This is a genomic window from Clostridium sp. AM33-3 (assembly GCF_003480315.1).
In the GTDB taxonomy this organism is placed as follows: domain Bacteria; phylum Bacillota; class Clostridia; order Lachnospirales; family Lachnospiraceae; genus Brotaphodocola.
In genome coordinates, this window is sequence record NZ_QUIV01000026.1 from 1 (window position 1) to 14,734 (window position 14,734).

8 protein-coding genes are annotated in these 14,734 nt (G+C 49.7%); 5 read left to right on the plus strand and 3 right to left on the minus strand.

The features are described 5' to 3' along the window. Window positions 1–233: 233 nt before the first annotated feature. From DW819_RS12965 to asnS, 3 genes are all read right to left on the minus strand, one after another. Window positions 234–2,132, minus strand: coding sequence for an AAA family ATPase (locus DW819_RS12965; RefSeq protein WP_118733606.1), 1,899 nt, complete (start codon window positions 2,130–2,132; stop codon window positions 234–236). 2 nt (window positions 2,133–2,134) lie between these two features. Then, on the minus strand, window positions 2,135–3,205 hold the full coding sequence (locus DW819_RS12970; RefSeq protein WP_118733607.1) for a metallophosphoesterase: 1,071 nt from the start codon (window positions 3,203–3,205) through the stop codon (window positions 2,135–2,137). 119 nt (window positions 3,206–3,324) lie between these two features. After that, entirely contained in the window at window positions 3,325–4,716 is a 1,392-nt protein-coding gene (gene asnS / locus DW819_RS12975; protein WP_118733608.1) for an asparagine--tRNA ligase, read from the minus strand. A 333-nt stretch (window positions 4,717–5,049) separates the two neighbouring features. Between asnS and DW819_RS12980 the strand changes: the two genes are divergently transcribed. From DW819_RS12980 to DW819_RS13000, 5 genes are all read left to right on the plus strand, one after another. After that, window positions 5,050–6,324, plus strand: a complete 1,275-nt coding sequence (locus DW819_RS12980; RefSeq protein WP_118733609.1) for a glucose-1-phosphate adenylyltransferase — start codon at window positions 5,050–5,052, stop codon at window positions 6,322–6,324. Beyond that, entirely contained in the window at window positions 6,321–7,442 is a 1,122-nt protein-coding gene (glgD, locus tag DW819_RS12985; protein ID WP_118733610.1) for a glucose-1-phosphate adenylyltransferase subunit GlgD, read from the plus strand. Before DW819_RS12980 ends, glgD begins: the two co-directional genes overlap by 4 nt. 124 nt (window positions 7,443–7,566) lie before the next feature. Continuing rightward, window positions 7,567–7,848: a septation regulator SpoVG gene (spoVG, locus tag DW819_RS12990; protein WP_118733611.1), complete on the plus strand. Its 282-nt coding sequence runs from the start codon at window positions 7,567–7,569 to the stop codon at window positions 7,846–7,848. Between the two features lie 287 nt (window positions 7,849–8,135). Continuing rightward, entirely contained in the window at window positions 8,136–9,476 is a 1,341-nt protein-coding gene (locus tag DW819_RS12995; RefSeq protein WP_182432650.1) for a BTAD domain-containing putative transcriptional regulator, read from the plus strand. Window positions 9,477–9,589: 113 nt separating this feature from the next. Beyond that, the gene (locus DW819_RS13000; protein ID WP_118733613.1) at window positions 9,590–14,710 is read left to right on the plus strand and encodes an InlB B-repeat-containing protein; all 5,121 of its coding nucleotides are present in this window, start codon (window positions 9,590–9,592) and stop codon (window positions 14,708–14,710) included. The last annotated feature ends 24 nt before the right edge of the window (window positions 14,711–14,734 follow it).

The window sequence follows — 14,734 nt, forward strand, 5'->3', positions numbered from 1 at the left end:
GCCTACTATATGCAAGGAATATCTAATCATACTTATCAGGATCTGATTCAGGATCTATCGTTCATCATCAGGAAAACCGAAGATAAGTGCAAATTTCATGTCATCAGAGTTGGAGCATCTACTAACCGTAATATGATCGGCGGCGGAGCGAATGAAGTACAAAATTTCACAGCATCTGCTTATTCTGTATGGTCTGACCGAACCTTCGGACCTTATTGGTTATTCTTTAAATTTTACATCGTCACCAGCCGGTACGCGATCTGCTCGGCGGTCATCATCTGTGCCTCTCTCTGGTGGCACGTAAAGATGATGATCTGCCCAGGGTAGGCCTTTTTCAGCCATTTTAAGGCTGTACGAAGCCGGTCTTCATCGTATAATACGAAGCTGTCATCGAAGATCAGCGGCATATAATCGCCCTCCGGCTGGATGATCCTGGCGGCAGCAAGGCGCAGGGCCAGGTAGATCTGGTCCATGGTGCCGCTGGATACCTGCTCGACCGGAACCAGGCGGGTGCGGGTATTCATGAACACATTCAGGCTTTCATCCACGCTCATGCTGTCGTAGATGCCGCCGGTGATGCCGGAGATCAGCTCAGAGGCAGTTTTGTTCAGATAGAGTCCGAAGGAATCCCGGATGGTAGCGGAAAGGCCGGTCATGGTTTCCAGCGCCAGGTCAATGGCGGTGATCTCCTCCCGGATCCGGTCGTTTTCCGCCAGTACCTGCTTTAAGGACTCAGTCTGGTCTTTACAGTGGGCCAGGTGATCCAGCTTTTTCTCCAGCTCCCACTGAGCTTTCTGCTGGCGGGAGATCGCGTCATCGCAGCTGGTTTCCTTTTCCTGGAGGACAGAGATCTCAGAAGCCTGTTCGTTTACAGACTGCTCGGAACGCTCTAAAACCTGGCTTAAGCGGATGAATTCCTCCATGCGGCTCTCAAACGCAGCCATGGCTTCCTCGGAAATGGAGGAATCACCCAGATGGCGGGAGAAGATTTCCTGCAGAAGCTTTTCTGTCATGGAGAGCTCCTGCTTTAAGCTGCGATTCTTCATAAAGAGGATAAGACTGACTGCAAAGAAGAGGACCGTGGCAGCGCTTAAGATGCAGATCAGCCATACTGTGTAGCGGGCCACGCCGGTGGACACAGAGACCAGGGCGCCGGTTACAAAGAAGACCGGCTCAAAGGCCTGGGAGCTTAACACTCCAAGTCCTGCGGCACCGATGGCGGAAAGCACTGCAAGCACCATCATGATCACAGGAAGCACCACGCGTCCCCTGCGGGCTGTGGCGGCAGCCACATCTTTATAATGTGCATAAGCATTCCGGGCATTTTCCTGATATGCATGGATGGAGGCCTCATCGGTAAACTGTGCGCCATCCAGGGCCTGTCTGCCCTTTGCGATCTTCTGCAGCAGAGTTTCACGCTCGGCCTGCTTTTCGGAAAGCTGGTTCTTTACCTGGGAACGCAGATTCTGGTAGGTCTGAAGCTGATTCTCGTATTCCGGAGCGGAAATCTCTTTTTCGATATTTTTGATTTCGGTCAGCAGTGCGGTATATGTGCGGGCTGCTTCCGGGGTGAGCTGGCGCTCAAATTCCTTTCTCCGGTTCTTCAAATGGGTGGTTGCCCTGGTGATGTTCAAAGAAAGGTTGCCGGTGGTGTTCATGTTGGCAATATAATTGCGCAGTTCGGTGACCATGCCGCCCTCCGTCACGCATTTGAGCTGGCCGATGCTGATGGTGTTGTTGTAAGCGGTCTCGGTGAGGCCGCCCAGCAGAAAGTCCAGAAAACCCTTGGTAGGCTCTACCTCCTTGCCTGCGGTTTCATTCACAATCACGAAAGACTTCTGATCCTTCTGAAAGTTCCGCTCCAGGCGGTAAATGACCCCATCCTTTTCCACCCGCATCTGCCCACCGTATACAGCCTTGTTCTGCCACGGCTCATATTTGCTGTAAAGATCCGTGCGGGCCGCCCGGCCGCGTCCACGCTCCAGGCCGAACAGCATGCAGCGGATGAAGGTGTGCAGCGTGGATTTTCCGGCTTCGTTTCTGCCGTAAACCACATTGAGGTCCTTGTCAAAAGAGACGGAAAGGTCATGGAATTTGCCGAATCCGTCAATATGTAAATCCAGTATCCGCATGCTTAGCTCCTCTCATCTGTCGTTCGCAGCAGAGCGTCGATCCCGTAATACAGCGCCTTTTTCTCAACCGGGCTTGGATCATCCTTCTGGAACGCCTGAATGTAAAAACCGATCATATCGCTGGGGTGCTCCGCAAACAGCCGGCAGAAATCGTACTGCGGCTCGGATTCATCTACTGCCTCTACGATCTGCAGGCGACGCTCCAGCGGCTCTAAGTCAAAGGTAATGTCCGGGTCACGCATTCCTCGGATGCGGAAGCGGTAAATGTGCTCCGGTCCGCGCTGCTTCACGGCATCGGTGATGCGGTCGCAGAGCTCCCCGTTGGTGGTGGCCGGTGTGACGTGGACCACCAGAGGAATGTACTGGGTCCGCGCTACCGGAACAAACTCCAGGGAGATGACCTGGCCGGAGGCAGGCTGGATCTCACCCACGACCATGCCGTGGGGACCGGTTTCTGTTTTATCAAGCGGCTCTAAGGAACCCGGATAAGCGTAAGAAAAGTCCGGTGCCAGCTCAGGCTTGTGGATATGGCCAAGTGCCGTATAGGAAAAACCGGTGCGTGCCAGGCTTCCTTTGTCCAGCGGAAGATGAGAAGCATCTCCGCCGTGGGCCAGCAGTACATGGATGTGACCATCGTCCGGAGCCTTAATGCCGTTTAAGCGAGCCTCATTGATCTCTGCGGTGTGATAGGAGAAACCGTGTACCTCCAGGTTTAAGTCCCTGAAATAAACGGAGCTTAATTCCTCCGACATGAGGAAGGTGACATTGGGACACCAGGTAAAGCTCATGAGCGCAGAGCTGGGCCGGATACGGTCATGGTTTCCCGCAATGATCATGACCTGCACGCCGGGAATGGTAGAGAACAGGTAGTTGACCTCTTTTAAGTCCCGCAGGAGCGGCTGGCGGTGAAAAAGATCTCCGGAGATGAAGAGACAGTCCGCGTCCCGCAGTCTGGCCTGGCGGATCACTTCGGCAAAGCTGTCGCGGATGGCCTGGGCGCGCTCACGGCTCCAGGGCCGGTCACTGTCCGGATTCATGCCCCAGTGGACATCGGCAATGTGGATAAATTTCATAAGGCACTCCTTAAAATGCGATGCGGGTATGCCGGCAGTTCGTTCTGCACAGTATACCCGCATAGGTTTTTGCGAATCCGGAACGTGTCAGAGGCACGGTACGGATCGGATTATTTGATTTACAGCTCGCAGTTGCCTACGGTTCTCGGGAACGGGATCACGTCGCGGATGTTGCCCATGCCGGTTAAATACATGACGCAGCGCTCAAAGCCCAGACCGAAGCCGGAGTGGCGCGCAGAACCGTATTTGCGAAGATCCAGATAGAACTGGTAATCCTCCTTCTTTAAGCCGAGCTCGTCCATGCGTGCGGTAAGCTTCTCCAGGTTATCCTCACGCTGGCTTCCGCCGATGATCTCACCAATGCCTGGTACCAGACAGTCGACTGCGGCAACGGTCTTTCCGTCCGGGTTCATCTTCATGTAGAAGGCCTTGATCTCCTTCGGGTAATCGGTAACGAATACCGGCTTTTTAAAGATCTGCTCGGTCAGGAAGCGCTCATGCTCAGTCTGAAGGTCGCAGCCCCAGGATACCTTGTAGTCGAACTGGTCGTTGTGCTCCTCCAGGATCTTAACGGCCTCGGTGTAGGTAACGCGGCCGAACTCGGAGTTCACAACATTGTTGAGGCGGTCTAACAGTCCCTTGTCGATGAAGCTGTTGAAGAAAGCCATCTCCTCCGGAGCATGCTCTAAAACGTAGCGGATGACATATTTTAACATGCCCTCGGCAACCTCCATGTTGTCGTCCAGATCAGCGAAGGCCATCTCCGGCTCGATCATCCAGAATTCGGCAGCGTGGCGGGTCGTGTTGGAATTCTCAGCGCGGAAGGTTGGTCCGAAGGTGTAGATGTTGCGGAATGCCATGGCGTAGGTTTCGCCGTTTAACTGACCGCTTACGGTTAAGTTGGTCGGTTTTGCAAAGAAATCTTTGGTGAAATCAACAGCACCGTCCTCAGTCTTCGGGATGTTGTTTAAATCCATGGTGGTTACCTGGAACATCTCACCGGCACCCTCGCAGTCACTTCCGGTGATGAGCGGAGTGTGAACATAAACGAAATCACGCTCCTGGAAATACTGATGGATTGCGTATGCGATCAGGGAACGTACGCGGAATACAGCCTGGAAGGTGTTGGTGCGCGGACGCAGATGTGTGATGGTACGCAGATATTCCAGGGTGTGGCGCTTTTTCTGCAGCGGGTAATCCGGAGCAGACGGACCCTCTACAGCAACCTCTACAGCCTGGATCTCAAACGGCTGTTTTGCATCCGGGGTAGCAACCAGGGTACCCTTTACGATGATGGCAGCGCCTACGTTTAATTTGCTGATCTCGGCAAAGTTTGCCATGTTGTCATGATAAACGACCTGAAGGGTCTCAAAATAGGTTCCGTCGCTGACTACGATAAAGCCAAAGGCCTTGGAAGCACGCACGCTGCGCACCCAGCCGCCGACAGAAACCTCTTTATCCAGGTAAGCTTCCCGGTTTTTATACAGTTCTCTTACAGTAACTAAATCCATAATACTTCTCCTTTGATCTGCATTCTTTTCAATCTTTTAACAGAATATATTATTATTTGCATACTTAAACAAGATTATACTTCATTTTATAAGGTGATTCAAGAAAAATATCGAAATACGCGTATTTTCGGCTCTATCCGGAAACGGCAGTACAAAATCGGATAAATTGTGTTACCCAATTCTCAATATACCATATATTGACAAATGCAAAAAATACGCAAAAAGTGTCGGAAAATGTACAAAAATTATTGAAAATAATACAATTATTTGTTCACTTTCTCTGAAATGCGTGGTATAATAATAGGCACAAGAAAACTACAGCGAGGTGATAACGTGATTAAAAAGGAAATGATTGCCATGCTTTTGGCAGGGGGACAGGGCAGCCGCCTTGGAGTATTAACACAAAAAGTCGCAAAACCGGCAGTATCGTTTGGCGGCAAATACAGAATTATCGATTTTCCGCTCAGCAACTGTATCAATTCTGGCGTTGACACAGTTGGCGTTTTAACACAGTATCAGCCATTACGTCTGAACAGTCACATAGGAATTGGCATTCCGTGGGATTTGGACCGTAATGTCGGAGGAGTTACCATTCTTCCGCCGTACGAGCGGAGCAAGGGCAGTGACTGGTATACCGGTACCGCGAACGCCATTTATCAGAACCTGGAGTACATGGAAAGCTACAATCCGGACTACGTTCTGATCCTTTCCGGCGACCACATCTATAAGATGGATTATGAGGTTATGCTGGAATATCACAAAGCAAACAACGCAGATGTCACCATCGCATGTATGCCGGTTCCGATCGAAGAGGCAAGCCGCTTCGGTATCGTGATCACCGATGAGAATAACCGTATCACCGAGTTTGAGGAGAAGCCGGCAAATCCGCGCAGCAACCTGGCTTCCATGGGAATCTACATATTCAGCTGGAAGGCGCTGAAGGAAGCGCTCATTGCCATGTCGGAAGAGCCTGGCTGTGACTTTGGTAAGCATGTCATTCCGTACTGCCATGAGAAGCAGGAACGTATCTTTGCCTACGAGTACAACGGCTACTGGAAGGATGTCGGAACCCTCGGCTCCTACTGGGAGGCAAACATGGAGCTCATCGATATCATTCCGGAGTTCAACCTTTACGAGGAATACTGGAAGATTTATACCAAGAGCGATATCATCCCGCCACAGTATGTGGCAGCAGATGCAGTCATCGACCGGAGCATCATCGGTGAGGGTACCGAGGTGCATGGAACCATTACCAATTCGGTCATTGGCGCGGGCGTTACCATTGAGCCGGGAGCAGAGGTACACGATTCCATCATCATGCGCGACTGCCATATCAAAGCAGGCGCAAAAGTAAACAAAGCGATCGTGGCAGAAGATACCACAGTGGGCGAGGGCTCCGAGCTTGGTGTGGGCGAGTACGCACCGAGCAAATACGACCCGAAGGTTTACCAGTTCGACCTGGTTACCATTGGTGAGCACAGCGTGATCCCGGATCATGTAAAAATTGGTAAGAATACCGCAATTTCCGGCGTCACCACTCCGGAGGACTATACCGACGGAGCACTGGCAAGCGGAGACTACATTATAAAGGCAGGTGGCGTACGATGAAAGCGATTGGTATTGTATTAGCAGGCGGAAACAGTAAGAGAATGCGGGAATTATCCAACAAGCGCGCGATTTCCGCAATGCCGGTTGCAGGCAGCTACCGCAGCATTGACTTTGCGCTCAGCAACATGAGCAACTCCCATATCCAGAACGTGGCGGTGTTTACCCAGTACAACTCCCGTTCCTTAAACGAGCATTTAAGCTCCTCCAAGTGGTGGGATTTCGGAAGAAAACAGGGCGGACTTTATGTATTCACTCCAACCATCACCGCAGAGAACAGTGACTGGTACCGCGGCACCGCAGATGCCCTTTATCAGAATCTCACCTTTTTAAAGAACAGCCATGAGCCTTATGTGGTCATTGCTGCCGGCGACGGTATCTACAAGCTGGACTACAACAAGGTTCTGGAATATCACATTGAAAAGAAGGCAGACATTACCGTAGTCTGCAAGGATATGCCGGAGACAGAGGATATCACCCGCTTTGGCCAGGTGAAGTTAAACGATGACGGCCGCATCATCGACTTCGACGAGAAGCCTATGGTTTCCACCTCCAGCACCATTTCCTGCGGTATTTATGTGATCCGCAGACGCCAGCTGATCGAGCTCATTGAGCGCTGCGCGGCAGAAGACCGCGTAGACTTTGTCCGCGATATCCTGGTGCGTTACAAAAACTTAAAACGTATCTATGCATACAAGCTGAATTCCTACTGGAGCAATATCGCTTCTGTAGAGTCCTACTACAAGACCAATATGGACTTCTTAAAGCCGGAGGTACGCAACTATTTCTTCAAGGAATATCCGGATGTATACTCCAAGGTGGATGACCTTCCGCCGGCAAAATACAATCCGGGCGCACTGGTGAAGAACAGCCTGATTTCCAGCGGATCTATCATCAACGGAACCGTAGAAAACTCCATTCTCTTCAAGAAAGCATATGTTGGAAACAACTGCGTGATCAAGAATTCCATCATCCTGAACGATGTTTATATTGGCGACAACACTGTTATCGAGAACTGCATCGTAGAGAGCCGCGATACCATCCGTGCCAACACGACCTATATCGGTACGCCGGATGATATTAAGATCGTTATCGAGAAAAACGAGCGCTATACCCTGTAATGGGCCCGGCAGGACAGCCGGCAGGGCGGCATCGTTTCGACATCATGAAAACAGACAGAGCTGACCGGGACAGGCCTTCGGGCTTTTTCCGGACAGCTTCATCAAAACGGGGGAGGGGTTCCACATGCAGATAACAGATGTGAGAGTGAGGAAAATCGAAAAAGAAGGGAAAATGAAAGCAATCGTTTCCATTACCATAGATAACGAATTTGTTGTCCATGATATCAAAGTCATTGAAGGTGAGAAGGGATTGTTCATCGCTATGCCGAGCCGCAAGGCAGCAGATGGCGAGTACCGTGATATCGCACATCCGATCAATTCGGGAACCCGCGATATGATCCAGTCTGTGATCCTTGAAAAGTACGCGACAGCGGCACTGGAGGAGCAGCAGGAAGAGCTGGCATAAATAACGTCTGCAAATAACGCACAAATATATAAAAAGTCAGAAAGGCACTCGCGGGATATCGTCTCTGCGGGTGCTTTTTTTGTATGATAGGAAATTACGTCCCCAAGTCACATTCTTTTTCACCCGAAAAAATACCAATTTTGCCGAAGTTTGACCGATTGGGGCGAAGTACTTGCATCCGGTACTTTTACTTGCTATAGTGAGTAGAAAGGGAGGCGTGCGTTATGAAAAAGGAAAAAGTGCATGATAATGCAATAAAAAATATAACGGAAACAGGAGCTTTAAAAATGGGGGAAATAACAGAAGCAAAACGGGAAGAAGTATCCGGAAAGAACTTTCAGAATGATCCGAATGTCATTTACATACAGATGCTTGGAGGATTCAGCATGACCTATCAGGGACAGCCGCTTCTTCTGGGAAAGAGTCTCAGCAGTAAGATGCTGCATCTTTTGATGCTTCTCATCTACAGCCGCGGGGAAGGCATCCGGAGAACCCGGTTGCTGGAGCAGCTCTATGGGGACAGCGACATAGAGCAGGCAGCCAATTCCCTGCGTGCCATGATCTTCCGGCTGAGAAAAAGCTTGGTGGCAGCCGGTCTTCCCGATGGCGAGTATATTTCCACCAAGGGCGGCATATACATGTGGGCAGCGGAGCATGTAGATGTGGAGCTTGATGTAGAGGTGTTCCAGAAGCAGGTCATGGCAGCACTGGAAGAAAAAGAACCTTTGAAAGAGGTAGAGCTCCTGGAGGAGGCATGCAGGATCTATAAAGGCGAATTTCTTCCGTTGATGATCGCGGATGACTGGGTGGCAGCTGCGAACTGGAAGTATCAGGAGCTTTACTTTAAGGTGCTGAGAGAACTGAGCAGGCTTTTGAAAAAGCAGAACCGTTATGCAGAGCTGCTTCCGTATTGTGAGCAGGCACTCAGCCGCTATCCCTACGAGGAATGGCAGCTGGTCAAGCTGGAGTGTCTGACGGCCATGAAGGAATATAAGCTGGCTGTGGAGTATTATGAGCAGATCGCCAGGGAATCCCAGCAGGAATACGGCATCCGCATGTCGGAGGAGATGATGGAGCATTACCGGGCAATCCGCAATATGATCCAGTACGAGATGAATAATATAGAAGAAATCCAGCAGCACCTGAGACCGGATCCCAATGTGTTCGGCGCAACCCGGTGCGATTACCTGACCTTCATTGATATTTACCGGTATATCGTCTGGGTGCTGGGACGGGAAGATACCAGGGCACATCTGGTGCTCTTTACCCTGCTTGACCGGGACGGCGAGCCTCTGGAATCCTCCGAGCAGTTGGAGGAGGTACGGCAGAGACTGGAACGCTCCATTATCCGTTCGGTGCGCAGATCAGATCTGTACACCCGCTACGGCAAAAATCAGTTCCTGGTGCTGGTCACCAGCACAGACCAGGACGGCTGCAAGATTGCGGCAGAGCATGTATGCAGGAACTTCCGAGCGGTGAACCGGCGCCGGAAAATTGATGTATATTACGCATGCAGACCGGCACTGGCAGTGAGTGGAGACAGCCTGAAAAGAAACATGGGAAAGAATGTCAAGGAGCTGGAAATTGCGGAAGGATCAGAAAAAATTAAGGAAAAATATGGAAAATAACAGTTCTTGTAACGCTTAAAAGAGTATACTGAAGATGACAATGAAACAGTTGTCTGAAAAACGTTATCCTTACATTTAGATAGCAAAAAATAAAGGGAAAAGGAGAGAGAAGTATGAAGGGACTCGAAGCGAAAACACTGGGCCTGAGAAAAGTCATCAGGCACGAGTATAAACGCATCGTGGCGTTTATGCTGACGGTAGCCATGGTTGTGACCAACTTTGGCACCAACCTGACCGTGGCGTTCGCGGCAGGCGAAGAAGAAAGCTCTCTGTTCCTGCTTAACAGCAGCGAACTTGAGGATGCGATCAGCGCAGCTCTGGAAAGTGGAGATGTGTTCGATTTTTCATCCCTGGAGCTGAAAGCAAAACAAAAGAGCCTTAAGACTTCCTATGAAAAGCTGATAGGAAGCAAGGCCGGAAAGGTGTATCAGCTCGATGTAGATATCGACAGCAGTTATGCGACAGAGCATACAGATCTGCAGGTATTCTACAACGCAGGTACCGACGATGTGGTATTCCTGTTCATCAACGAGAGCGACATGGCAGTAACCTTCCGCGCAAACGTAAGCGGATATGAAACTGCACGTGTTACCGTAAATCCGAACACTACCAACATCGAAGATGCAGAGGGCGTGGAGAACGCGGAAGACTACAGCGGCACCACCATGGTGGACGATGAAAAGAAGCCGCAGGCAGAGGTTGTAAAACCGGAAGGCGAAACCTCTGAATCCGAGAGCGCTTCTGACGAAACCGAAGCAGACGTAACCGAGAGCGAGAACGCTTCCGAGAACGGCGAGGCAGAGGAGACCACCGGCGCAGAGGAAGCTGCTGAGACAGAAACCTCCGAAGCAGAAGAGACCGAAGCAGAGACTGAGCCGGAAACCGAGACAGAGGCACCGGCAGCAGAAGAGGCTGAGGAAGAAATTGAGCTTACTCCGGAAGAGGGAAGCGCAAGCGCATCCATCTCCGCAAAGAAGGTATTCCGTGTAAGCACCAGCGCAGAAGCAGCAGTGGAAGCACCGGTAGCAGACGCTGAGGAAGAGACCGAAGCAGAGGAGCCGGAAAAAGAAACAGAGGCTCCTGTAGAGACTACTGCAGAAGAAACCGTTGCTGATGACAGCACGGAGGAAACCATTGCAGACGAGACTCAGGCAGACGAGACCACCGCAGCCGATGAGACAGACGGCGAGCTCACCGAAGAGACTGAGGCTCCGACTGAAGACGTTACCACTCCGGATGAAACAAACGGAGAAGAGCCGGCAGACAACGACGGCAGCGAGAATATTGGTTTTGACAGCGACGAGCAGTTCCTGGAGGATGACTCCATTGAACTGGCAGGCGAGCTGAATGGTAAGGCATACAATACCGTAACCATCTGGGGCAGCGCAAACGCAAGAGCGTATGTGGTAAAGGCCGAGGACCTGACCGGTGAGGCAGCAGTAGAGGGCCAGTACAGCGTAGATTACTCCGTAGATCCGGTAGGTGCAGCAACGATCAAAGGCGCACACACCGTAAACGAAGGCGAGACCCTGTACTTTGCAGTAGACCCGCAGGTAGGCTACGAGATCACCGAAGTAACCGCCAACGGCGAACCTCTGGAAGAGGCAGACGCAGCAGATGTGGCAAGCGCATCCGATCTGGAGCAGCATGAGCATGTCTATGCAGTAGAAGCCGTTACCGAAGATCTGGAGATCGTGGCAAGCCTGGAAGAAACCGTGGGCGTGGCACATCCGGAATTCAGCGCATCCTATGTGAGCAGCGAAGGCGTGACCATCAGCCTGCACGCAGAGGAAGGCATTCTTCCGGAAGGCACCGAGCTTTCCGTAACCGAAGTGACCGACGCTCTGGGCGATACCATCAAAGAGAAGATGGACAGCGAGGCCGAGGGCACAACCGTTCACAGCGTATTAGCATACGATATCAATCTCCTTTATAATGGGAAGAAACTCAGCAACAGCTGGTCCGAGAGCGGCTATGTAGACGTAACCTTCACCGGTGCTCCGATCCAGGAAATGACCGAGGCTTCCGATAAGGTCGAGATCGTAGCAGTAGACGATACCAGCAAGACCCAGCTGAGCGCAGAGAATGCAGCAGAGGCTGAGGCAGGCGAGCTGAAGCTGGAGACCGTCAGTGAGCAGAACGTAGAGGATGCGGCTGTAGAGGAAGTCGGATTCAAGGCAGAGCACTTTACGATTTATGCGGTAGCAGCGTCGAGTGGTGTTATGGCAGCTTCTATGAAAAACTATAATGATACTATGAAGATTGGTCAGACACAGACGCTTAGAAGTGACAAGAGCGGGTATTATCAAAGCTGGTCATCTTCGAATACGAACGCTTTGACGGTGACCGGAAACGGACAGGCTGCTACGGTAACAGCGGTTGGAGTCGGAACGGCAACGATCACTTATGAGTATTATGACTGGGGTTGGAAAAAAGACACGGCGACCATTACCGTTACCGCAGATCCAATTACTGGTGTGACCTTGACCGGTGAAAACGAAGTAAAATTATTTGGACAGGTTCAATTAAACGCAAATCTTCAGCCGACCACCGGTTCCGCAACACTTACCTGGGAGTCTTCGGACGAAAGTGTTCTGACTGTAGATGAAACAGGTATGGTAACCGGACGAAAGCTTGGAACTGCAACAATCACGGTATGGGCCGTAGATCATGCAGGAAATCGATTTAGTGCAGCGAAAGAGATTACAGTAATCCAGGCAACTACAACAGAAAATGCACAGTTTTATTATTTAACTACTCCGACAGCTGACCCCAAATCAAATGATTCGTCGGTATGGGGACGCAACATTGGTACAGGTAAGATTGTGGTTACCAATGGTACCTGGGAAGATAATAAAAATATGCTGGATAGCGTTTCCAGTCGTGTAGTGAAATGGCCGAATGGAACAACCGGCAGCAGCCTGGAAATTACGCAGACAGGAGACTATGCACGTGACTGGAATACGATTTTTGAGGCATATAAGGCAGAAATAGAACAAAAGCATGGAAAAACAATCGCAAAATCAGATATCGAATCTATCAAGCTTAAGCCTTATAAAATTTCCAGGAACAATGGCACGAATCCGGATAAGCATGTAGACTGTACGGTTGAAATCAAAGTAAAAGACGTTTATACAGCGAATTACTGGCTTTGGAATGCCGGACAGACCGGATATGAATACGCAGAGGCTGGTTCTTATTATAAAAATGAGCAGACGAGCCCGACCGCAGGCAGGTACCCGACTACAAAGACCGTAAATGGAGTAACGTATACCTTCCTGGGATGGTATGATAATGAAGCGTTATCAGGTGAGGCTGTTACATTCCCGTATACCATTACAGATCATAATGTAAATTTCTATGCAAAGTATGTAGCTGGATATTATGTGGATTATGATTTGAATGGTGGTACCTGGGGAAGCGCTCAGACCAAATGGTTTAAGAATGTGGGTTCTACGGTAGTCGTTGTAGCCACAGAACCGACAAAGACAGGTTATGACTTTGCAGGTTGGACTTATTCCGAAGATGGAAGCAAGACATATCATGCAGACGATAGTTTTGTAATGCCGGAAAAGAATGTAAAGCTTACGGCAAACTGGATACCGCAGCAGAAGTCCTACACTGTCAATTACCTTCTGAATGGCACATCTGAGAAGGTGCAGAATTCGGAGACAAAGACAGGCACCTGGGGAACCGAGGTTACAGAAAATGCACCGGAAATTTCCGGATATACGCATGTGGCTACAGACGATGCAACCAAGACGCATATCGTCGGTACCGGTACGGATGAGATTAATTTCTATTATTATAAGAATGTGACGCTGCAGGCAGACAGTGAGACATACACTTATGATGGTACAGAAAAGAGCGTATCTGGTTATATCAGAACCGATACCAATGATAGTCTTACCATTACTGGAGTGACAGCTGGTGCTTCTGGCACAAATGCCGGCGAGTATACTGCAGAGTTTGCTGTTGATCCAGTAGGCAGACTGATTGATGCACAGCATATTGTTACTGCAGCACTTCCGGGAAAATTAATCATCAAGCCAATTGATGACTTGGTAACGGTAACGATTGTTGGTAAGAAAGAGTCTAAGATGTATAACGGAAGTGAGCAGACCACGACCGGATATAATGTAACAAACATTGAGGGCGGAAACGGAAAGTACACTGCTGCGAATGTGGCACTTGTAACACCTGGCAGCGATACCGCGACAGGCACTGATGCAAGGGCAATTCCTTATCCGATGGGACTTACTACAGAATCCTTCCGGAATCTGAATAACAACTTTAGTAATGTACAGTTTAGTGTAACCGATGGTGAACTGACCATCACGAAACGTAATGTAGTTTTGACAAGTGCTACAGCTTCCAAGCCTTATAACGGAATACCGCTGACGAATTCAGAGGTTACGGTAACCGGTGATGGGTTCGTAGACGGAGAAGGTGCAGACTATCATGTAACCGGAAGTCAGACAGTAGTTGGATCTAGCGACAATACTTTTGCTGAGCCGGCATACACTCTTCATGATAACACCAAAGCAAAGAACTACAACATTACTACTCAGGAAGGAACATTAACCGTTACTGCGAATGACAACGAAGTAGTCGTTACCATTAAGAAACACGGTGACATAGTAACATACGATGGAACAGCGCATACGGTGAGCGGATATGATGTAGTATCTATCAGCAACGAACTGTATCATGAAAATGATTTCACCTTTGTTGGTGATACTGCGCATCAGACAGTATCTGGAACCAATGCCGGAACGTATGATATGGCATTGTCAGCGAGTGATTTTAGAAATGACAATGCGAACTTTAGTAGGGTTACCTTCGTAATTCAGGACAATACCCTGAAAATTGACAAGAAGCTTCTGAAACTGACCAGCCCATCCGCTAATAAGATTTATGACGGTAACGCATTGACAGCAACCAATCTGACGATTGATGGTCTGGTAGCGGCAGATGCTGGCAAGCTTACTTATAAGGTAACTGGTACTCAGACAGCAGTTGGTAAGTCTAACAACACATTTAATTTCACACTGGATCCTTCTGTAAAAAACAACTACGACGTACAGACCCAAATGGGAGAACTGGAAGTTACTCCGGTTACCAATGAAATTGTTGTAAAGATCACTGGTAATAAGACCAGCGAGAAATATGACGGTACTGTGAAAACGGGGCTATACTTACGTTGTAGAATGTGCAGGTGCAGATGCAGGTAGCCTGTATTCTGATGCAGACTTTAC

Excerpts from the sequence above, each read along its gene's own strand:
- DW819_RS12965 (WP_118733606.1), bottom strand. The coding sequence starts at position 2,132 with ATGCGGATACTGGATTTACATATTGACGGATTCGGCAAATTCCATGAC.
- DW819_RS12970 (WP_118733607.1), bottom strand. The coding sequence starts at position 3,205 with ATGAAATTTATCCACATTGCCGATGTCCACTGGGGCATGAATCCGGAC.
- asnS (WP_118733608.1), bottom strand. The coding sequence starts at position 4,716 with ATGGATTTAGTTACTGTAAGAGAACTGTATAAAAACCGGGAAGCTTAC.
- glgD (WP_118733610.1), top strand. The coding sequence starts at position 6,321 with ATGAAAGCGATTGGTATTGTATTAGCAGGCGGAAACAGTAAGAGAATG.
- spoVG (WP_118733611.1), top strand. The coding sequence starts at position 7,567 with ATGCAGATAACAGATGTGAGAGTGAGGAAAATCGAAAAAGAAGGGAAA.
- DW819_RS12995 (WP_182432650.1), top strand. The coding sequence starts at position 8,136 with ATGGGGGAAATAACAGAAGCAAAACGGGAAGAAGTATCCGGAAAGAAC.
- DW819_RS13000 (WP_118733613.1), top strand. The coding sequence starts at position 9,590 with ATGAAGGGACTCGAAGCGAAAACACTGGGCCTGAGAAAAGTCATCAGG.